Below are 20381 nucleotides of genomic sequence, written 5' to 3' on the forward strand. Positions count from 1 at the left end.
CTTCTCCATGAGACGAGACAAGGCCGTTCTGGACTAGAAAAGTTCGGCGGCCTTGTTCGTTTCAATCACGCAGTCCTTCACGGCAACGCGTGAAATTAAAACGTTTCGTGATGGCCTTTTCATCAGGCTGTCACAGTTCCGGGTACATTCGTTCCCAAAATCCGATTTAGGTCGTGCCGCAATGGCGCCGTGACCGACGAACCGCAAGAGGCACACAATGAGCGAAATTACAGCCGCAATGGTAAAGGAACTGCGCGAGAAGTCTGGCGCAGGCATGATGGATTGCAAAAAGGCGCTGTCTGAAACCGGCGGCGACATGGAAGCTGCAATCGACTGGCTGCGCGCCAAGGGTATTGCCAAGGCTGACAAGAAGTCCGGCCGTACAGCTGCTGAAGGTCTCATTGGTATTGCTTCTGCCGGTCACAAGGCTGTTGTCGTTGAAATCAACTCCGAAACCGACTTCGTTGCCCGTAACGACGCCTTCCAGGACATCGTTCGTGGCGTCGCTTCGGTTGCTTTGACGACTGACGGCTCTGTTGACGCGGTTGCTGCTGCGACCTACCCAGCGTCCGGCAAGACTGTTGCCGACACCATCAAGGACGCAATCGCCACGATCGGCGAAAACATGACGCTTCGTCGCTCTGCTCTGCTCGAAGTCAAGCACGGCGTTGTTGCGACCTACGTTCACAACGCTGCTGGCGACGGCATTGGCAAGCTTGGCGTTCTTGTTGCACTGCAGTCCGAAGGCGACAAGGCTGTTCTGACATCCATCGGCCGTCAGATTGCCATGCACATTGCTGCGACCAACCCACTTGCCATCCGTTCTGAAGAAGTCGACGCCGCCGTTGCAGAGCGCGAGCGTAACGTCTTCATCGAACAGGCTCGTGAATCCGGCAAGCCAGAAGCCATCATCGAAAAGATGGTTGACGGTCGTATGCGCAAGTTCTTCGAAGAAGTTGCTCTTCTGTCGCAGGCCTTCGTCATCAACCCTGACATCACGGTTGGCGACGCTGTCAAGGAAGCCGAAAAAGAAGCCGGTGCCAAGATCGAAGTCGTCGGCATGGCTCGCCTGCTGCTTGGTGAAGGCATCGAAAAAGAAGAAACCGACTTCGCTGCTGAAGTTGCTGCGGTCGCCAAGGGCTGATCTCTTTACCCAAACCTGGGAAAACTACGGGGCATCGCGTGACAACGCGGTGCCCTTCGTGTATCCGCGTTCCGGTTATATATATCCTGCGCGGGCAGGGCAGTCTTTTGGATTTGTCCGGTCGGTGTAGCTTCCTCTGGTTTTCGCATGTGTCATTGCAAACAAACATTTGACCGTGCGCGACATGCTTTAAGGAGTCATGATGTCTTCCAAGCCGCTTTATAAACGGGTTCTTCTCAAGGCGTCGGGCGAAGCCCTTATGGGCGATCAGGGTTTCGGGATCGACGTCGCTGTTGCAGATCGTATTGCCTCCGATATCGCCGAGGCGCGTGCCATGGGTGTCGAAGTTGGCGTCGTGGTTGGCGGCGGCAACATCTTCCGCGGAGTTGCTGTGGCCTCCAAGGGTGGAGACCGCGTCACCGGCGACCATATGGGCATGCTGGCGACCGTCATCAACGCACTGGCGCTTGCGACCTCTCTGCGCAAGCTCGACATCGACACCGTCGTTCTCTCGGCCATCGCCATGCCGGAAATTTGCGAAAGCTTCTCACAGCGCGCCACACTGTCCCACATGGCGCAGGGCCGAGTCGTGATTTTTGCGGGCGGCACCGGCAACCCGTTCTTCACGACTGACTCTGCTGCAGCACTTCGCGCAGCGGAAATGGGTGCCGAGGCAATCTTCAAGGGTACGCAGGTTGATGGCATCTACTCTGCCGATCCGAAGAAAGACCCGACGGCGACCCGCTTTGACGAATTGACTCACTCGGAAGTATTGGGCAAGGGACTTGCGGTCATGGACATCGCCGCTGTTGCGCTTGCCCGTGAAAACCACATTCCCATCATCGTCTTCTCCATTCACGAGAAGGGCGGTTTTGCAGCAATATTGACGGGCGGCGGTCGCAAGACCATCGTGCACGACAAATGATGGCCGGGCGCTGATTCCACGGTGTGAAATTGGGCCGGTAAGGCCAGAACTGACGGAGTATGAATATGAGTGGTACTGACATCAACGATATCAAGCGTCGCATGGATGGCGCGATCAATGCCTTCAAAAGCGATATCGCATCGCTTCGCACCGGGCGCGCTTCGGCAAACATTCTCGACCCCGTGACGGTTGATGCCTATGGCTCGCGCGTACCATTGTCGCAGGTCGCCAATATCACGGTTCCCGAGGCCCGCATGCTGGGCGTGAACATCTGGGACAAGTCCATGGTTGGCGCCGTCGACCGTGCAATCCGCGAATCGAACCTTGGCCTGAACCCGATCGTCGATGGCCAGAACCTGCGTATTCCCTTGCCGGAGCTCAATGAAGAGCGCCGCAAGTCGCTCGTCAAGGTCGCGCATGATTATGCCGAAAAGGCTAAGGTCGCGATCCGCCACGTTCGCCGCGATGGTATGGACGGTCTGAAAAAAGCCGAAAAGGATGGTGACATCGGTCAGGACGAAAGCCGTTCGCTGTCTGAAAAGGTTCAGAAAATGACCGATGATACGATTTCGGACATTGATCGCTTGCTTGGCGAGAAGGAAAGAGAAATCATGCAGGTGTAGGTGGCGTTATCGCCAACCCTGTGTATTATTTTATCTTCCGCGTTGCTTAAACTGGATCGAGATGTCGGACATTACACGTTCCTCACTGCCTGAGCATGTTGCCATCATCATGGATGGTAACGGGCGTTGGGCCAAGCAGCGCGGTCTTCCCCGTATCATGGGGCACCGGCGCGGGGTCGAGGCCGTGCGCGAGACGGTGAGGGCGGCTGGCGAATGCGGGCTGAAATATCTCACACTCTTCGCCTTCTCCTCAGAAAACTGGCGCAGGCCGGTTACCGAAGTCAGCGATCTGCTGGGGCTTCTCAAGGCTTTCATTCGCCGGGACCTTGCCGATCTACACAAAGAGAATGTTCGCATTCGCGTGATCGGTGATCGCGAAGGCCTGAACGACGATATCAGCGCATTGCTGACGGAAGCCGAACAGACGACGCGTGACAACACGGCGCTGACCTTGGTCATTGCGTTTAACTACGGCTCTCGTGACGAAATTGCGCGCGCTGCGGCCTCCCTTGCCAGGGACGTAGCCCTTGGCAAGATCGACGTTTCCGCGGTTACCCCAGACGCCATTACCGCACGTCTTGATACGGCGGGAATTCCGGATCCGGATCTCATCATCCGCACAAGTGGCGAAGAGCGTCTGTCCAATTTTCTGTTGTGGCAGGCTGCCTATTCGGAGTTTCTGTTCATTCCCGATTACTGGCCGGACTTCGACCGCAAGACATTCTTTTCCGCAATCGATCAATATATGACGCGCGACCGCAGGTTCGGCGGTCTGCCGGATCAAGTCGCCCTGGCGGGCGCGTAATGAGCCGCGAACTCAAGCTGCGGATCATATCCGCCCTCGTGCTGGCTGCCGTTATTCTGACCGCCACATGGTATGGCGGAATGATGTTCCGCCTTTTTGCCGGCGTTCTGTCGCTGCTGATCTATTACGAGTGGACGTCCATCACCAAACTGTCCGATACCAACCCGACTGGCTATGCCTGGGGTTGGTTTGCCATTGCGGTGATCAGCGGCAACACGATTTTCGGGGAGCCCTCTCTTGATCTGCCGTTGCTGTCTGGCTTTACGCTGACCGCAGCTTTGTTTCCAGTCCTGCGCGGCAAAAACTGGTGGCTTGTCGGCGGTATGATCTATTCCGGGCTCAGCGGCATCTCGCTTGCGGCCATCCGTGGTGAGGAACCAACGGGCATTGTTGCCATGGTGTTCGTCTTCGCCATTGTCTGGGCAACGGATATTCTGGCTTATTTCGTCGGTCGTGCCATTGGCGGGCCGAAACTGGCGCCATCGATCTCGCCCGGCAAGACATGGTCCGGCGCCATCGGTGGTACGGTTTCAGGTGTCGTGGCGGGCGGCGCGGTCTCGGCAATCTACCATGGACGGATCGGGGTCGTCGTCTTGGCGCTGGCGCTGGCTTTGTCCGTTTTCAGCCAGATTGGCGACCTGTTCGAATCCTTTATCAAGCGCCGCTTCAAGGTGAAGGATTCCAGCCATCTCATCCCCGGGCATGGCGGCTTCATGGACCGGGTTGACGGTCTTGTTTTTGCCTGCTTTACCGTATTCCTCATTGCTGTCGTTCACGCGGCGATAACCGGTGATGTACCAGGATCAGGTAGCGGAATTCTGCCTGGATTCTGATTATAGCGTTGAGCGAAAGGCTTGGAAAATATGGATATGGTGACGGCGACGGTTGGATTTTTGACCGGTTATATGGTGCCGTTCATTCTCGTGCTTTCTCTTCTCGTCTTCGTTCACGAGATGGGGCATTATCTGGTCGGCCGCTGGTGCGGCATACGGTCCACAGCTTTTTCCATCGGTTTCGGCCCTGAGTTGGTCGGCTTTACCGACAAGCACGGAACCCGCTGGAAAATCTCGGCTGTTCCTCTTGGCGGTTACGTGAAATTCTTCGGCGACGAGGATGTCGCCAGCAAGCCGGACACTGACAACCTTGTCAACCTGACGCTGGAAGAGCGCGCGCAGACGCTTGCCGGTGCAAAGTTGTGGAAAAGGGCGGCAACCGTCGCTGCTGGCCCTATCGCGAATTTCATTTTGGCAATCCTGATTTTTGCAGCGCTTTTTGCCATTTACGGCCGCATGATTTCCGATCCGATCGTTTCCGAAGTGCGCGAAAACAGTGTGGCGCAGTCCGCCGGTGTTTTGGCGGGTGACAGGCTGGTCGCCATCGATGGTGAAGCCGTCAAGACGTTCGAGGATGTTCGTCGCTACGTTGCTGTTCGTCCAGGCACGCCCATCACCGTGACTGTGGAAAGAAACGGTCAGGATATCGTTCTGCCCATGGTGCCGACCAGAACCGAGACGAAGGATCAGTTCGGCAACAAGATGGAGCTGGGCATTATCGGCATCGTCACCGACCAGACCCGCGGCAATTTCCGTCACGTCACCTATTCGCCCACTGAGGCGCTGATTGAAGGTGTGCGTGAGACCGGCCACGTCGTCACCGGCACGTTTGCCTATATCGGCAACCTCGTCACTGGTCGCATGAATGCAGATCAACTCGGCGGTCCTGTGCGTGTCGCTCAGGCATCAGGTCAGATGGCATCTCTCGGTTTTGCAGCTGTCATTCAGCTTGCGGCCTTGCTTTCTGTTTCGATTGGCCTGCTTAATCTGATGCCGGTCCCGATTCTGGACGGCGGCCATCTGGTGTTTTACGCCATCGAGGCCGTGCGTGGCAGACCGCTTGGACCGGGTGCTCAGGAGTTTGCTTTCCGTATTGGAATGGTAATGATTTTCAGTCTAATGGTTTTTGCGACTTGGAATGATATCAGCAGCTTGATTGGCTGAATGGGGTTTTAGAGCTGATTTTTTAACGGGGCGTTTACCTTGTTTTGATGCCAAAGTGGCGATTGAGCCACGGTAGCTTGCGAAGTAAACAGAAATTAACGGTCGGGCTTGCTTGTAGAGGAAAAGCAGGTAAAACGACGACAGATGGCCGGAGTCGGGTTCCGCCCGCTGAGGGACAACGGGAAAAGGTAAGAATTAAAAATGAAGGCTGGTTCAAAGTTTTTGAACGCGGTGTCGGCGGTTGCGCTGTCTGCTGGTGTTTCTTCGGTTGCAGTTCTGGGAGTGCTCGTCTCTTCTGGAGTTGCCAATGCGGCTGTCATCAGCAGAGTTGACGTGCGTGGCGCTGAGCGCTCCGGCGCGGACGCTGTGCGGTCCAACATCACGATCGCTCCCGGTCAGAATTTTTCCAACGCTGACATCGATGAATCGGTCAAGCGCCTTTATGCGACGGGTTATTTTTCCAACGTCAGCATGAGCGTTTCTGGTAAGACGCTCGTTGTGACGGTGAGCGAGAACAATCTTGTCAACCAGGTCGTTTTCAACGGCAACCGCAAGATCAAGGACGACAAGCTTCAGGGTATCGTTCAGACGCAGTCTCTCGGTCCTTACGACCAGACACTCGTGACTGCCGATATTGCGCGCATCAAGGACGCCTATGCTGCCATTGGTCGTAGTGACGTTCAGGTTACGACACAGGTCGTGAATGTCGGTCAGGGTCGCGTCAACCTTGCTTTCGTCATCAACGAAGGTGAACGCACGAAGATCGCTCGCATCGATTTCGTCGGTAACAACGCTTATAGCGATGGCCGTCTTGCTGCCGTTCTCAACACCAAGAAATCCAACATGCTGTCGTTCCTGACGCGTAAGGATGTCTACAATGAGGACAAGTTGCGCGCTGACGAAGAAGCGCTGCGCCAGTTCTATTACAACCGCGGCTATGCCGACTTCCGGGTAACGTCTTCGGACGCGGTTCTGGATGAAGCGACCAACGAATACACAATCACGATCAACGTTGACGAAGGTCAGCGTTATGCATTTGGTAATGTGGCTGTCGAATCCACCGTTCCAGGTGTCGATGGTTCTGAGCTGCAGGGTCTGGTCGAAACCAAGTCCGGTGCTGGTTACAGCGCCAAAGAAGTTCAGCAGAGCATCGAAGCCATTTCCAAGCGCGTCTCCGCAGAAGGTTATCCTTTTGCACGCGTGACGCCGCGTGGCGACCGTGACATGGCTGGCAACACCATTGGTGTGACCTACATCGTCGATCAGGGCGAGCGTGCATATGTCGAGCGTATCGAAATCCGCGGTAACACACGTACGCGTGATTATGTTATCCGTCGCGAATTCGACATCAGCGAAGGCGATGCTTTCAACCAGACGGTTGTCAGTGCTGCCAAGCGTCGTCTCGAAGCACTCGGCTACTTCTCCAAGGTCAACATCGGCACATCGCAGGGCAGCGCTCCTGACCGCGTCGTGATCGTGGTTGACGTTGAAGATCAGGCAACCGGCTCGTTCGGTATCGGTGCTGGTTATTCCCAGAACGATGGTGCGCTTCTTGAAGCATCGATCGAAGAAAAGAACTTCCTTGGTCGCGGCCAGTACATTCGTATTGCTGCTGGTGCCGGCCAGGACGACGCGCGTACGTACAACCTTTCGTTCACCGAGCCTTACTTCCTTGGCTATCGCCTTGCCGCAGGTTTCGATCTGTTCAAGAGCCAGAGCTCGAACGAAGACTACTATGACTATGATGAGCAGGGCTTTGCGCTCCGCGTAACTGCACCCATCACGGAAAATCTGGCGACGACGTTCAAGTACACGTACAAGCAGATCAAGTATGATGGAAAATCTGGTTACGACGATGTCGATGGTGCGGGTAACTATGTGAACCTGGCTAGCCCTTACGTTGATTTGATCAATGGCGGCAATTGGACGCAATCGATCATTTCCAACACGCTCGCCTACAATTCCTTGGACGACCGCAACATGCCACGCGAAGGCTGGCAAGGTGCTTTGACAAACGAATTTGCAGGTCTTGGTGGTGACTCCGAGTATTACAAGATTTATGCGAAGGCTCGTTATTACCACACGCTGTCTGACGAGTACGACATTATCGGTTCGATCACGGGTCAGGCTGGTTATGTTGCCCCGACTGGCGACAATCTGCTTGTTTTCGATCAGTTCAAAATCGGCGGCCGCGTGATCCGTGGCTTCGAGAATGACGGTATTGGCCCGCGCATCGGTGATGACGCCATCGGTGGTACGACGTACTTTGCAGCCTCTGCTGAAGTGACGGCTCCTATGCCTGGCGTTCCTGAAGACTTCGGTCTGCGCCTTGCCGGTTTCGTTGATGCTGGTACGCTTTATGGCAATAAGGTTCGTACTGCTGCTGGTGAAAACGTGCAGGACGATAGCTCGATCCGTGCATCTGCTGGTATCGGTCTGATGTGGGCTTCGCCGTTTGGTCCTCTGCGCGTAGACTATGCAGTTCCTTTCATGAAGGAAGACTACGACGAAGTGCAGAATTTCCGGTTTGGCATGTCCAACACTTTCTGATATCGGCAGTCCAGAACTGCGAGTTTGAACGTTCTGGAGTATCCGGCTGATGGAATATAATGCTTTTTTTCCGCCCCATGATGGCATGCGATTGAGAGACATCGCAGACCGTCTTGGGGCGGAACTGTCTGATGAGGCTGCGGGTGATCGCCTGGTGCGTTCGATTGCGCCTGTTTACCGCGCGAAGTCCGATCAGCTTTGCTACATTCTTTCGCGTCGAAACCGGGATGAGTTGCTGACGTGTGAGGCTGCAGCCGTCATTTGTGACACGGCTCTCAAAGGGCTCATTCCTGATCATATTCCGGCTCTTATCTCCAAAAATCCCCATATGGTTTTTGCGCAGGCGGGAGCGTTGCTGCATCCTTCCGCGATGAAGCCATCGGCGATCGCCGGGCAGGAGACCGAAATTTCCGCCGCCGCTCATGTCGATCCATCCGCGAAGCTGGAGGCGGGGGTTGTGGTGGAGCCATTCGCTGTTATCGGCGCGAATACCCATATCGGCGCAGGTACTCGGATTGGACCAGGTGCGGTCATTGGGGCAGACGTTCAGATTGGGCGTGATTGCACGATCGCAGGCGGTGCCAGCATTCTTTCGGCTTTGATCGGCAATGGCGTGATCATTCACAACGGTGCGCGCATCGGGCAGGACGGTTTTGGTTACGCTCCGGGGCCGCGCGGTATGATCAAGATCGTGCAGATCGGTCGCGTCATCATTCAGGATAATGTCGAGATTGGTGCCAACACCACGGTTGATCGTGGCACGATGGACGACACGGTGATTGGTGAAGGTACGAAAATCGACAATCAGGTTCAGATTGGTCACAACGTGCGCATCGGTCGTCATTGCGGCATCGTCAGCAAAGTCGGCATTGCCGGCAGCACTCGCATTGGCGATGGTGTGATGATTGGCGGTGCCAGCGGTATCAACGGCCATATCACCATTGGAGACGGCGTGCAGATTGCGGCAATGAGCGGCGTTGTCGCCGACGTGCCGGCGGGCGCGAAATATGGCGGCGTGCCGGCGCGGCCACTCAAACATTTCCTGCGCGATATGGCCGAGTTGCTGGCCCGTGCTGAGGAGCGAGACAAGAAGACAGGAGAGAAGAATGTCTGAAGAGACAAAGACGGCGCTTGGCGCGGCTGACATCCTCGAGGTGATGAAGCTGCTGCCGCATCGTTATCCATTTTTGCTGATCGACAAGATCATCGATATCGACGCTGATAACTCGGCAACTGGCATCAAGAACGTGACGGTCAACGAGCCACATTTCACGGGTCACTTCCCGGATCGTCCCATCATGCCGGGCGTTCTGATCGTGGAAGCGATGGCGCAGACGGCGGGTGCCATCTGTGCGCGCAAGCAGGGCGATGGTGGCAACCTCGTTTATTTCATGACGATCGACAATGCGCGTTTCCGCAAGCCTGTCGTACCAGGCGATCGGCTGGAAATCTATGTCGTCAAGCAGCGCCAGCGCGGCAATGTCTGGAAATTCCACTGCGATGCCAAGGTTGACGGTGTTCTGGTTGCCGAAGCCGATATCGGAGCAATGATGATCCCCGAGGATCAGCAATGAGCAAGATTGCGGCTTCGGCCAAAATTCACCCGATGTCTTTCATTGAAGACGGTGCGGTCATCGGTGAAAACGTCGTCGTCGGCCCGTTCTGCCATGTCGGCCCCAAAGTTACGCTGCATAATGATGTTCAGTTGATCAGCCACGTCGTCGTGCTGGGCTCGACCACAGTCGGCAAGGGCACGAAAATCTGGCCGTCGGCCGTGATTGGCGGCGATTCGCAGAGTGCACACCACAGCGCGGTCGACACGACGCTGGTCATCGGTGAAAACTGCACAATCCGTGAAGGTGTGACGATGAACACCGGTACCGTCGAACATGGCGGCACCACTGTTGTCGGCAACAACAATCTGTTCCTTGCCTATGCGCATGTGGCGCATGATTGCCGTCTGGGCAATAATATCATCCTGTCCAACAACGTCATGCTGGCGGGTCACGTGACGATCGAGGACCGGGCCATTCTGGGTGGCGGCTCTGCCGTACATCAGTTCACGCGTGTTGGCCGCCAAGCCTTTATCGGCGGGCTGTCCGCCGTAAGCTACGATGTCGTTCCCTATGGGATGCTGAATGGCAATCCCGGTATTTTGAGCGGTCTGAACATCGTCGGCATGACGCGCGCAGGCATCGAGCGTGCTGAAATTCACAAGGTTCGCCGTGCTTACAAGCAGATATTCGAGAGTGAGGGCAATGTTCGCACGAACGCCGCCGCCATCCGAGATGAATATCTGGAGTGCCCGCAGGCGCTTGAAATCATCGACTTTATTGCTGCTGCCAATGATAGGGCAATTTCCTCGCCCCACCGTGGAAAATAGGCTGTGACACAGGGTGCGGGGCGGCTGGCAATCATCGCTGGTAGTGGGTTTCTTCCTTACTATGTGGCGGAGGCCGCGCAACAGTCAGGTGAGACGCCCTTCATCATCCGTTTGAAAAACGAAGCCGATCTTGACTGGACGAAGTTCGAAAGTGTCTCGATCAGCGTTGGCGATGTTTCGGCGCTCGGTAAACTGCTGTCTGCACAGGGTATCGACCGCGTCGTGCTATCGGGTGGCGTTTCGCGGCGCCCTGAGTGGCGAGAGATTCGCCCCAACTTGAAAATGATCGCAAAAATGCCGTCCATCATCCGCACCCTGTTGTCCGGTGGTGATGATACGGTGCTGCAAATGGTGATCAGGCTGATTGAAGCGCAGGGCGCACGGGTTATCGGTGCGCATGAGATTGCGCCGGCTCTGCTGGCAACGACGGGTGCGCTCGGTAAAGTCGCGCCAGGGGACGATGACCACAGGGATATCGCCAAGGCCGCCAAGGCCGCACTCGCACTCGGCGCGCTGGACGTAGGGCAGGGCTCTGTCTCCGTCGGCGGGCGCCTCGTGGCGCTGGAAGGCGTCGAGGGGACCGATGGCATGCTGGCGCGCGTTGCCTTTTTACGCGCAGAGGGGCGCATCTCCAGCCGCAGGAAAGGCGTTCTGGTCAAGCTGTGCAAGCCGCAGCAAGACATTCGCGCCGATTTACCAACCATTGGTCCATCCACCGTTGAAAATGCTGCGAAGGCCGGGCTTGCCGGCATAGCGGTCGAAGCGGGCAGGGCGTTCGTGCTGGACCGTGAGGTCATGTTGCGGGCTGCCGATGATGCCGGGTTGTTCGTCTGTGGTATAGATGTGGGCCTTGCGGGAGAGATGATGTGACCGACAGCGTTCTCAAACTGGCGGTGATCGCCGGGGAAGTCTCAGGCGATCTGCTGGGGGCGGATCTGGTGCGAGCCTTGAAGCAGCAATATCCGGGCCGTGTCGAACTGGTCGGCGTCGGCGGGGATGGCCTGATCGCAGAAGGCCTCGTTTCGCTGTTCGATTACTCCGAATTGTCGATCATGGGCTTCACGCAAGTTTTGAAAAAACTGCCGCAGATGATCGCGAGAATCAAGGAAACGGCCAATGCGATTATTGCCGCAAAGCCGGATGTTTTGTTGATCATCGACAGCCCGGATTTCACGCACCGCGTTACCAAGCGTGTACGCAAAGCGTTGCCGCAGTTGCCGGTTATCAATTACGTCTGCCCAAGCGTCTGGGCGTGGAAAGAATACCGCGCAACGGCGATGCTGTCCTATGTCGATCACGTGCTGGCACTGCTGCCGTTCGAGCCTGAGACCATGCGACGCCTTGGCGGCCCGCCGACAACATTCGTCGGCCATCGGCTGAGCGTTGATGCTGATCTACTAGAGGTCCGTGCAAAGCGTGCCGCGCGACCTCTGCCTGGCTTGGGAGAGCCAAGAACCATTCTTCTGCTGCCTGGCTCGAGGTCGACCGAAATCACGCGGTTGATGGAGCCGTTCAGGGACGCGGCGCAGGCATTCGTCGAGCGAAATGGGCCTACACGATTTGTTCTTCCAACGGTGCCCAGACAGGAAAGCTTGATCCGTGGGCTTGCGGCGTCCTGGCCGGATCATGTCCGCCCTCAGATCGATACGGGTGCAGCCTTCAAGTGGCAGGCGTTTGCTGAGGCAGATGCTGCCATTGCCGCGTCTGGAACCGTTATTCTGGAGCTTGCGCTGGCCCATGTGCCGGTGGTTTCAGTCTACAAAACGGACTGGATCTTCACCATGCTGAGCAGGCGCATCAAGACCTGGACGGGGGCTCTGCCCAACCTGATTGCAGATTATGCCGTGGTGCCGGAGTATATCAACGAAGTGGTTCGCGCAGGTTCCATGCTGCGTTGGGCGGAGCGACTGTCGTCCAATACGCTCCAGCGACGGGCCATGCTGGAAGGTTTTGCGCTGGTGCAGGAGCGTCTGCGCACCGAGCGTCCTCCGGGCGAGGTTGGTGCTGAGATTTTGCTGTCTGTCTATCGCAGCAAGACTGGTGCCTTTGGCCGTGGCGCATAATATTTGACCGGTGTCCAAATCGGCCCAGCTTAAAAAATAATCAAAAATCACTGTTCTGCCGACCTGTCGAGATGATTAGGCCTGCGATCTTTTGTGCTGATCAATTGGCACATCGTTTGCTTTTCCATCTTGTATGCAAGATAGACATGCACCCGACACCGACCAAACTGCGATAGAAAAGGCCATCGTTTCCGGCATTCTTTCCGCTCGAATACGCCCCGGAACCCGGTTGGGCGAAAGTCAGCTCGCAGAAATTTATGGTGTGTCGCGCACCAAGATACGCGAAGCGCTGATGCGTCTTGGCAGCCGTGGCGTCGTCAAGGTCAGTCCACGTCGCGGCTGGTTCGTCGTAGAGCCGTCGGCCGAGGAGGCGATTAAAGTCTACGAGGCGCGGCGCGTCATCGAGTGCGGTCTGTTGCGAAGCATGACGAGGCTGCCCCCAGAGGGTCGCCAAATTCTTCTCGATCACTTGAGCGAAGAAAAGGACGCGATGGCTGCTTGCGATCGGCAACGGCTGACATGCCTGATGGGCGATTTCCACATTCGTATTGCCGAAATTGCCGGAAACGAAATCATTGCCGACCTCCTGCGCGACCTGACCGCCCGCACCATTCTTATTTCGATGTTGTACCAATCGGATTTTCACGCAGCCCAGTCTCACGAGGGACATTGCCGCATGTTCGAGGCGATGGATGCGGGTGACTTTTCCAAGGCGGCAGACCTTGCAGCCACGCATCTGGACGAGGTCGAAACAGGCCTCGATCTGACGCGCCAGCGCGACCAATACTCCAATCTTCGCAGTTCACTTTCCCTTCCTGCCCTTCACGCAACCATTTAGGAGATTTCATAATGTTCAACAGACGTACATTTTTCGCTGCCTTAGCTCTCGCCGCCAGTGTGAGCTTCGCCGCTCCTTCCTCGGCGGATACCTTGAGCGATATTTCTGCGCGCGGATCGATCCGTGTTGCGGTTCCGCAGGATTTCCCGCCATTCGGTAGCGTCGGAATCGACATGGCACCTCGTGGATACGACATCGATGTCGCCAACCTGATTGCTGAAAAGCTGGGCGTGAAAACCGAACTTGTACCGGTTACCAGCGCGAACCGAGTTCCTTATCTCCAGACCAACAAAGTCGATCTGGTTATTTCCAGCCTCGGCAAGAATGCCGACCGCGAGAAGGTAATCGATTTCTCGGTTGCTTATGCACCCTTCTTCAACGGCGTTTTCGCACCTGATGCCGTAAAGATCGAGAAGGCCCAAGACCTGTCGGGCAAGACGATCGGCGTCACACGCGGTGCTGTGGAGGATTTGGAACTGACGAAGATCGCGCCAGCCGATGCCACCATCAAGCGCTATGAAGACAATAACGGCACCATCTCGGCCTTCCTGTCTGGGCAGGTGGAAACGGTTGCGACCGGCAACGTCGTTGCGGCTGCTATTTTGGAAAAGAACCCGCCAAAGCGGCCGGAACTGAAATTCCTCATCAAGAACTCTCCTTGCTATATCGGCCTCAACAAGGACCAGCCCGCTTTGCGTGAGAAAGTCGATGCGATCCTTGCTGCTGCGAAAGCCGACGGCAGCCTCAATGCGATTGCCCAGAAGTGGCTGAAAACCGATTTGCCTAAAGATCTCTGAATCAATTTTTAAAAGTCGCGCCCTGTCATCGAGCAGGGCGCGGTTCCTTGTATTTTTTCGAAAGGAACCAACGTGAACTACACCTTCGAGTTTGGGTGGCTTCTCGAATATTATCCGGCAATCGTGAAGGGCGTTCTCATCACGCTGCAGCTGATTGCCATCGGTGGTGTGCTGGGAATTTCGCTCGGCATTTTTTGCGCATGGGTGCGGGCTTTGGGGCCGACATGGCTGCGTCCGCCGATTGCTGTTTACGTGGAGATGATCCGCAACACGCCGTTTCTCATCCAGTTGTTTTTCATCTTCTTCGGCCTGCCATCATTGGGCCTGCAATTGAACGAACTGACGGCGGCCAATATCGCCATGGTCGTCAATCTCGGGGCCTATAGCTGCGAAATCATTCGCGCCGGTATTCAGGCGACTCCAAAAGGTCAGTTCGAGGCCGGAGCGAGCCTTGCCATGACGCGGTTCGAAACCTTCCGTCACGTCGTGCTCGTACCAGCGCTCCAGCGCATCTGGCCCGCCCTCTCATCGCAGGTCGTCATCGTCATGCTCGGCTCTTCTGTCGTGTCGCAGATTGCCGCGGAAGATTTGACCTTCGCCGCCAATTTCATCCAGTCGCGCACATTCCGCGCCTTCGAGGCCTACATGGTATCGACGGTCATTTATCTCGCGCTCGCCATTTTGTTGCGGCAGCTGCTTCTGGTTGTTGGCGGCTTCATCTTTCCCAGAAGGAGTGCCCGATGATCGAGTTCACCACTTGGGATATTTTGCGAAACCTACTGTTGTCAGCCCGCTGGACGGTTCTTCTTTCGCTGGTGTCTTTCCTCGGCGGCGCAGCCGTCGGTCTCTTGCTTTTGTTTATGCGCATTTCCAGAAAGAAATCCCTGCGGGTCTTTTCCAAATATTACGTGGAGCTGTTTCAGGGAACGCCGTTGCTCATGCAGCTTTTCATCGCTTTCTTCGGGTTGGGATTGGTCGGCATCGATGTTCCGGCCTGGCTGGCTGCCGGACTGACGCTCATCCTTTGGGCTGCGGCATTCCTCACCGAGATATGGCGCGGATGCGTCGAGGCTGTGTCCAAGGGGCAGTGGGAAGCATCCGCCAGCCTTGGCATGGGGCGCTTGCAGCAAATGCGCTATGTCATTCTGCCGCAGGCCATGCGGGTGGCCATTCCACCCACGGTCGGCTTCGCGGTTCAGGTCATCAAGGGAACGGCGGTTACCTCGATCATCGGTTTCGTGGAGCTTTCCAAAGCAGGCACGATCGTCACCAACGCCACGTTCCAGCCCTTCACCGTTTATGGCCTCGTTGCCCTCATTTATTTCGCTCTGTGCTGGCCATTGTCGAAAAGCAGCCAGATCCTCGAAAGGAAGCTCAATGTCGCTCATCGAAATCACTGAAGTCCGCAAAAGCTTCGGCAGCAACGAGGTTCTCAAAGGCATCAATTTGGATATCGCTCCGGGCGAGGTCATCGCGATCATCGGCAAGAGCGGATCGGGAAAATCAACGCTATTGCGCTGCATCAATGGTCTCGAGACTATCTCGTCTGGCGCGATTTCTGTGGCTGGTGCTCAGTTCATCGATGACGAGCTTCACCTGAAAGCCTTGCGGCTGAAGGTCGGCATGATCTTTCAGCAGTTTAATCTGTTTCCGCATCTCAATGTCGGCGAAAATGTCATGCTATCGCAAACCGTTGTGAAGAAAACGCCGAGGACGGACGCAGAAGCACTGGCACGCAAGATGCTGGAGCGTGTCGGTCTGGCCCACAAATTCGATGCCTATCCCGACGAACTGTCGGGTGGCCAGCAGCAACGTGTTGCCATTGCCCGGGCACTGGCCATGCAGCCCACCGCGCTTTTGTGTGACGAAATCACGTCTGCCCTCGACCCGGAACTCGTCTCGGAAGTTCTGGCCGTGGTACGGGAATTGGCCGCAGAAGGCATGACGCTGGTCATGGTAACCCACGAAATGAAATTCGCCCGCGATGTCTGCTCACGGGTCGTCTTCATGCATGAAGGCAAGGTTCATGAGATAGGCCCCCCGGAGGAGGTTTTTTCGGCACCCAAGACGCCGGAGTTGAAACAGTTTCTGGGCGTGACTGCGCATTGAAAGCGTGGTGGAATTAAGCTTTTGAGCTTTGTAGCAACAGAAAAGCCGGGCGTTGGCCCGGCTTTATGATTCTTATCGATGCTGCTGAACTTAACGCTTGGAAACCGGCGTGTAATCGCGCTTTGCGGCACCCGTATACAACTGGCGTGGACGGCCGATGCGCTGCTGTGGGTCTTCGATCATTTCGTTCCACTGGGCGATCCAGCCGACGGTGCGGGCCAGGGCAAACAGAACGGTGAACATGGTCGTCGGAAAGCCGAGAGCCTTCAGCGTGATGCCGGAGTAGAAGTCGACGTTGGGGTAGAGTTTCTTTTCGACGAAGTATGGATCGGAAAGAGCGATCTTTTCGAGTTCCAGCGCAACCTGCATGATCGGGTCGTCACCATTGCCGGTGGCTTCCAGCACTTCATACATCGTCTTCTGCATGATCTTGGCGCGCGGGTCGTAGTTTTTGTAAACGCGGTGGCCAAAGCCCATCAGGCGGAATGGATCGTTCTTGTCCTTGGCGCGAGCGATGTATTCAGGAATACGATCAACCGAACCGATTTCGTTCAGCATGTTGAGCGCGGCTTCGTTGGCACCGCCGTGCGCAGGGCCCCAGAGGCATGCGATGCCCGCTGCGATACATGCGAACGGGTTTGCACCCGAAGAGCCGGCAAGACGCACGGTCGATGTCGACGCGTTCTGCTCATGGTCGGCATGCAGGATGAAGATGCGGTCCATGGCGCGGGCCAGTACCGGATCGACCTTGTAGTCTTCGCAAGGTACGGCAAAGCACATGTTGAGGAAGTTGGAGGCGTAATCCAGATCGTTCTTCGGGTAAACGAAGGGCTGGCCGATGTGGTATTTGTAAGCCATTGCCGCAATCGTCGGCATCTTCGCGATCATACGCAGCGAGGCGACCATGCGCTGATGCGGATCGGTGATGTCAGTCGAGTCGTGATAGAAGGCTGACAGAGCGCCAACCGTGCCACACATGACGGCCATCGGGTGGGCATCGCGGCGATAGCCGGTGAAGAAGCGGCTCATCTGCTCATGCACCATGGTGTGGCGCGTTACGCGGGTGTCGAAGTCTTTCTTCTGTGCCGTCGTCGGCAGTTCGCCGTAAAGCAGCAGATAGCAGGTTTCGAGGAAGTCGCCCTGTTCTGCCAGCTGCTCGATGGGATAGCCGCGGTGCAGAAGAACACCTTCGTCGCCATCGATATAGGTGATCTTGGATTCGCAAGAGGCAGTGGACGTGAAGCCCGGGTCGTAAGTGAAGGTACCGGTGTTCTTGTAAAGCGTACCGATATCTACAACCTTCGGTCCGATCGTGCCTTCTCGGACAGGAAGATCGACCTTTTTATCGCCGAGTGTCACTGTCGCGCTAGTTTCCGTCATACCATACCTCCGAAATATGCAGGCGATGCGGGGTGACGCATCAGCCAGTTTAAGCGTCAGCGATTTAGCTATATGATCCGCGCGATAAAGCCAAGCTATCCAAAAGGCAAATTGTGCATTGCGGCACGTCAATATCTCGAAATGAAGCATTTCCACGGCAGAGTGTTTCATTCTAGGTCAATGCTTCCTTAATCGCGCAAATGGTTGCAATCTGCTTTTCAGGGTTGCAAACTAACCCTCTGCGGCAGGGGGCGGCGGTACGTGAATACACACGAAGAAAAGCAGCATTTCCGCCTCGCGGAAACGAGCACCGTTGCGCAGACGGAACTCGATGAGCTACTGTTGCCCCTGCACACGTCAAACCGATCACTGACGATTGAGGGACGCGGCTCTCATTCTCCCCGTCGTCCGATATTACGACTGAGAGGCTGGCTCGGACGCTGTCTGGAGGAAGAGGTTTCCCATCGCCAGGACTTTCTTTTCGTTCCCGTTCTCATCGCGGCAGGTGCCGCGTTCTGGTTTTCTTTGTCGGTGACACCTTCGACACAGTTCATTCTCTGGGAGGCCGTGTGCTTTGCGATAGCGGCCTGTGCGCTGTTTTATCGCCCTGGCGTCATGTCTGCTGGTTTGAAAGCGGTCGCCTTGTTTTTGTTCGGCATGCTGCTTGCCGATTGGGAAACGGGCAGGGCAGGGACCGTGATGCTGGACACACCGGTGACCACGACGATTACCGGAACCGTCGAGCGTCGCGAACTGGACGCACGGGGATCGTGGCGATATGTCGTCGCCTTGAAATCGACGTCCGAACCGACGCTTTCGCGACCGCCGGAGCGAATTTCCGTGGTGGCCCGAAGTCGACATGATGCAGTCCTCATCGGCCAGACAGTCAGCGGAAAAGCCCGCCTTTCTCCGCCCTCCGGCCCAGCTCTGCCAGGCCTCAACGACTTTGCATTTGCGTCCTTCTTCAATGGTGTTGGTGCGACGGGATTTTTCTATGGGGCACCCAGAATACTGCCCGCAAATCCAGATGATCCGGGTGCCAGCAGCTTCATGCAGGATGCCGATACATGGCTCTACCAACTTCGCAGCCATATCGCTCAACGCATTCGTGACCTGATCGGTGGTGATGCGGGTGCGTTTGCCGCGTCGATTATCACCGATGAGAGACGTGCTATTTCCAATGAGACGATGGAGGCTCTGCGGGTTTCCGGTCTGGCGCATATCGTTGCGATTTCCGGGCTGAATATGGCGCTTGCCGCTGGCATTTTCTTTATCGGAATGCGAACCGTGTTCAGCCTGTTTCCCGGGTTTTCCCAGCGCTGGCCGGTCAAGAAAATCTCTGCCTTTGCAGCGCTTTTGATGACACTGGCCTATTATCTCATCTCGGGGTTTGCGGTGTCCGCAGAGCGGGCCTGGTTGATGATGTCAATCATGCTGTTTGCGGTGCTGGTGGACAGGCCGTCGATCAGCCTGCGCAACGTGGCACTTTCGGCGATCGTCATCATCGTTCTGTCGCCGCACGAGGTTATGGGGCCGAGCTTCCAAATGTCGTTTGCAGCAACGCTCGCGCTCGTCTCGGCGTATGCGTTCTGGAGCCGGTGGCGCGGCGAGCGGGAGCGTCTCGTCATCTCCCGGCCACCATGGTGGTTATCGATAGGCAGCAAGGCTGCGACGATCATCGGCGGGGTGGTGATCACGTCACTGATCGGTGGCATATCGACGGCAATCTATTCCATCGAGCATTTTCATCGCATCACCACCTATGGGCTGGCAGCAAATCTTGCCGCGATGCCGATCATGTCTCTGATCGTCATGCCGTTTGCGCTGATCGGCATGCTGCTGATGCCGTTCGGACTTGACGCTCCATTCCTGAAAATCATGGGCTATGGCATGGCGATGGTCATCGAAGTTGCCAGGACAGTGTCGAGTTGGGGCGGTGACGAGACGATTGGACGGCAAAACGGCTGGTTTCTAGCGATTTCAACAACGGGTTTCCTGCTGCTGGCACTGCTTCGCACACGGCTTGCCTTGATTGGTTTGCCCTTCATAGCCGCCAGCTTTGCCATGCTCGTGATCGAGCAGGGGCGCGATAAACCGGACCTGCTGATCTATGAGGACGGTTCGTTGGTCGCACTGACATCCGCAGAGACAGTTGCATCCACCAAACAACGCGCCTCCGGCTTCGTTTACGAGCAATGGCAAAGGGCCGTGCCGCTCCCACCGCATCATGTCGCACCCAAAATGCTGGAGCGTGTCGCGTCACCTGCTGGTGACGATGCAGAGGAAGCGATCAGCGCTCAGACCCGTGCGGCGGGTTTGAGCGATATCGAAAAGTCGAGGGCTGCCGAGGAGATGCGAGCAGCAACTGGTGCCACGGATATATTCACCTGCCGCAAAGATATGTGGTGTGTGGCGAAGTCGCAGAAGGGCGTCACTGTCGCGGTTATTTCCAACACTGCGCTGACGGGAACAGCATGCGACGTTGCCGATCTGGTGGTGACGACACGCAGAGTGCCATTCGCCGCCTGTCGGTCCGGTGCGATCCTGATCAGTCAGGAAACATTACGACGTACCGGCTCAATGGAAGTCTGGCTTGGTCGTAAAGGTAACCCCGTTCTACGGGCGAAGGTTGCGATGCAGGGTCAGGATCGATCATGGACCATGCATCGCAGTTATGATTGGCGCAGCGAGGACTTCGATCCCGAGTTGCCTGCGCATATCGAAAATATGTTGGCGCTAGACCCATAGCGTTTGGCAGTTGTCTCCA

General features: G+C 56.3%; 19 protein-coding genes. 18 read left to right on the top strand and 1 reads right to left on the bottom strand.

Annotation, left to right across the window (positions count from 1 at the left end):
• The first annotated feature begins 217 nt into the window (after positions 1-217).
• The 17 genes from tsf (at position 218) to CPJ18_RS09755 (ending at position 16234) form a co-directional block, all read left to right on the top strand.
• Positions 218-1144 (top strand): translation elongation factor Ts, encoded by a 927-nt coding sequence (tsf, locus tag CPJ18_RS09675; RefSeq protein WP_077100996.1) that lies wholly within the window; start codon positions 218-220, stop codon positions 1142-1144.
• Between the two features lie 202 nt (positions 1145-1346).
• Complete coding sequence (gene pyrH / locus CPJ18_RS09680) at positions 1347-2069, top strand: UMP kinase (RefSeq protein ID WP_067644183.1); 723 nt, start codon at positions 1347-1349, stop codon at positions 2067-2069.
• Positions 2070-2134: 65 nt separating this feature from the next.
• Complete coding sequence (gene frr / locus CPJ18_RS09685; RefSeq protein WP_077100994.1) at positions 2135-2692, top strand: ribosome recycling factor; 558 nt, start codon at positions 2135-2137, stop codon at positions 2690-2692.
• Positions 2693-2753: 61 nt separating this feature from the next.
• On the top strand, positions 2754-3497 hold the full coding sequence (locus tag CPJ18_RS09690) for an isoprenyl transferase (protein WP_077100992.1): 744 nt from the start codon (positions 2754-2756) through the stop codon (positions 3495-3497).
• Positions 3497-4330: a phosphatidate cytidylyltransferase gene (locus tag CPJ18_RS09695; protein WP_077100990.1), complete on the top strand. Its 834-nt coding sequence runs from the start codon at positions 3497-3499 to the stop codon at positions 4328-4330. The genes CPJ18_RS09690 and CPJ18_RS09695 overlap by 1 nt, the downstream gene beginning before the upstream one ends.
• Positions 4331-4360: 30 nt before the next feature.
• Entirely contained in the window at positions 4361-5494 is a 1134-nt protein-coding gene (rseP, locus tag CPJ18_RS09700) for an RIP metalloprotease RseP (protein WP_103657852.1), read from the top strand.
• Positions 5495-5695: 201 nt separating this feature from the next.
• Positions 5696-8044 (top strand): outer membrane protein assembly factor BamA, encoded by a 2349-nt coding sequence (gene bamA / locus CPJ18_RS09705; protein ID WP_103657853.1) that lies wholly within the window; start codon positions 5696-5698, stop codon positions 8042-8044.
• A gap of 49 nt (positions 8045-8093) precedes the next feature.
• Complete coding sequence (lpxD, locus tag CPJ18_RS09710; RefSeq protein WP_103657854.1) at positions 8094-9158, top strand: UDP-3-O-(3-hydroxymyristoyl)glucosamine N-acyltransferase; 1065 nt, start codon at positions 8094-8096, stop codon at positions 9156-9158.
• Positions 9151-9618 carry a 3-hydroxyacyl-ACP dehydratase FabZ gene (gene fabZ, locus CPJ18_RS09715; RefSeq protein ID WP_077100982.1) on the top strand — a complete coding sequence of 156 codons (468 nt, stop codon included), beginning with the start codon at positions 9151-9153 and terminating at the stop codon, positions 9616-9618. Before lpxD ends, fabZ begins: the two co-directional genes overlap by 8 nt.
• The gene (gene lpxA / locus CPJ18_RS09720; RefSeq protein WP_103584092.1) at positions 9615-10427 is read left to right on the top strand and encodes an acyl-ACP--UDP-N-acetylglucosamine O-acyltransferase; all 813 of its coding nucleotides are present in this window, start codon (positions 9615-9617) and stop codon (positions 10425-10427) included. Before fabZ ends, lpxA begins: the two co-directional genes overlap by 4 nt.
• 3 nt (positions 10428-10430) lie before the next feature.
• The gene (locus tag CPJ18_RS09725) at positions 10431-11297 is read left to right on the top strand and encodes an LpxI family protein (RefSeq protein ID WP_103657855.1); all 867 of its coding nucleotides are present in this window, start codon (positions 10431-10433) and stop codon (positions 11295-11297) included.
• Positions 11294-12490 carry a lipid-A-disaccharide synthase gene (gene lpxB, locus CPJ18_RS09730; RefSeq protein WP_103657856.1) on the top strand — a complete coding sequence of 399 codons (1197 nt, stop codon included), beginning with the start codon at positions 11294-11296 and terminating at the stop codon, positions 12488-12490. The genes CPJ18_RS09725 and lpxB overlap by 4 nt, the downstream gene beginning before the upstream one ends.
• A 133-nt stretch (positions 12491-12623) precedes the next feature.
• Entirely contained in the window at positions 12624-13328 is a 705-nt protein-coding gene (locus CPJ18_RS09735; RefSeq protein WP_103657857.1) for a GntR family transcriptional regulator, read from the top strand.
• 11 nt (positions 13329-13339) lie between these two features.
• Positions 13340-14125: a transporter substrate-binding domain-containing protein gene (locus CPJ18_RS09740; protein ID WP_103657858.1), complete on the top strand. Its 786-nt coding sequence runs from the start codon at positions 13340-13342 to the stop codon at positions 14123-14125.
• Between the two features lie 72 nt (positions 14126-14197).
• Positions 14198-14869 (top strand): amino acid ABC transporter permease, encoded by a 672-nt coding sequence (locus CPJ18_RS09745; RefSeq protein WP_103657859.1) that lies wholly within the window; start codon positions 14198-14200, stop codon positions 14867-14869.
• On the top strand, positions 14866-15525 hold the full coding sequence (locus CPJ18_RS09750) for an amino acid ABC transporter permease (protein ID WP_077122659.1): 660 nt from the start codon (positions 14866-14868) through the stop codon (positions 15523-15525). The genes CPJ18_RS09745 and CPJ18_RS09750 overlap by 4 nt, the downstream gene beginning before the upstream one ends.
• Complete coding sequence (locus CPJ18_RS09755; RefSeq protein WP_103657860.1) at positions 15503-16234, top strand: amino acid ABC transporter ATP-binding protein; 732 nt, start codon at positions 15503-15505, stop codon at positions 16232-16234. Before CPJ18_RS09750 ends, CPJ18_RS09755 begins: the two co-directional genes overlap by 23 nt.
• A gap of 90 nt (positions 16235-16324) precedes the next feature.
• Here the strand turns inward: CPJ18_RS09755 and gltA are convergent, their stop codons facing one another.
• Positions 16325-17614: a citrate synthase gene (gene gltA, locus CPJ18_RS09760; RefSeq protein WP_067643142.1), complete on the bottom strand. Its 1290-nt coding sequence runs from the start codon at positions 17612-17614 to the stop codon at positions 16325-16327.
• A 261-nt stretch (positions 17615-17875) separates the two neighbouring features.
• Between gltA and CPJ18_RS09765 the strand changes: the two genes are divergently transcribed.
• Positions 17876-20362, top strand: coding sequence for a ComEC/Rec2 family competence protein (locus tag CPJ18_RS09765; protein WP_245445375.1), 2487 nt, complete (start codon positions 17876-17878; stop codon positions 20360-20362).
• Positions 20363-20381: the final 19 nt, after the last annotated feature.

This window comes from Agrobacterium rosae (assembly GCF_002915175.1).
Classification (GTDB): Bacteria; Pseudomonadota; Alphaproteobacteria; order Rhizobiales; family Rhizobiaceae; genus Agrobacterium; species Agrobacterium rosae.

Coding starts and splice junctions, on each gene's coding strand:
- pyrH (WP_067644183.1), top strand. CDS start 1,347: ATGTCTTCCAAGCCGCTTTATAAACGGGTTCTTCTCAAGGCGTCGGGC.
- lpxA (WP_103584092.1), top strand. CDS start 9,615: ATGAGCAAGATTGCGGCTTCGGCCAAAATTCACCCGATGTCTTTCATT.
- bamA (WP_103657853.1), top strand. CDS start 5,696: ATGAAGGCTGGTTCAAAGTTTTTGAACGCGGTGTCGGCGGTTGCGCTG.
- frr (WP_077100994.1), top strand. CDS start 2,135: ATGAGTGGTACTGACATCAACGATATCAAGCGTCGCATGGATGGCGCG.
- CPJ18_RS09695 (WP_077100990.1), top strand. CDS start 3,497: ATGAGCCGCGAACTCAAGCTGCGGATCATATCCGCCCTCGTGCTGGCT.
- rseP (WP_103657852.1), top strand. CDS start 4,361: ATGGATATGGTGACGGCGACGGTTGGATTTTTGACCGGTTATATGGTG.
- CPJ18_RS09690 (WP_077100992.1), top strand. CDS start 2,754: ATGTCGGACATTACACGTTCCTCACTGCCTGAGCATGTTGCCATCATC.
- CPJ18_RS09740 (WP_103657858.1), top strand. CDS start 13,340: ATGTTCAACAGACGTACATTTTTCGCTGCCTTAGCTCTCGCCGCCAGT.
- CPJ18_RS09735 (WP_103657857.1), top strand. CDS start 12,624: ATGCAAGATAGACATGCACCCGACACCGACCAAACTGCGATAGAAAAG.
- gltA (WP_067643142.1), bottom strand. CDS start 17,614: ATGACGGAAACTAGCGCGACAGTGACACTCGGCGATAAAAAGGTCGAT.
- lpxD (WP_103657854.1), top strand. CDS start 8,094: ATGGAATATAATGCTTTTTTTCCGCCCCATGATGGCATGCGATTGAGA.
- CPJ18_RS09755 (WP_103657860.1), top strand. CDS start 15,503: ATGTCGCTCATCGAAATCACTGAAGTCCGCAAAAGCTTCGGCAGCAAC.
- CPJ18_RS09750 (WP_077122659.1), top strand. CDS start 14,866: ATGATCGAGTTCACCACTTGGGATATTTTGCGAAACCTACTGTTGTCA.
- fabZ (WP_077100982.1), top strand. CDS start 9,151: ATGTCTGAAGAGACAAAGACGGCGCTTGGCGCGGCTGACATCCTCGAG.
- tsf (WP_077100996.1), top strand. CDS start 218: ATGAGCGAAATTACAGCCGCAATGGTAAAGGAACTGCGCGAGAAGTCT.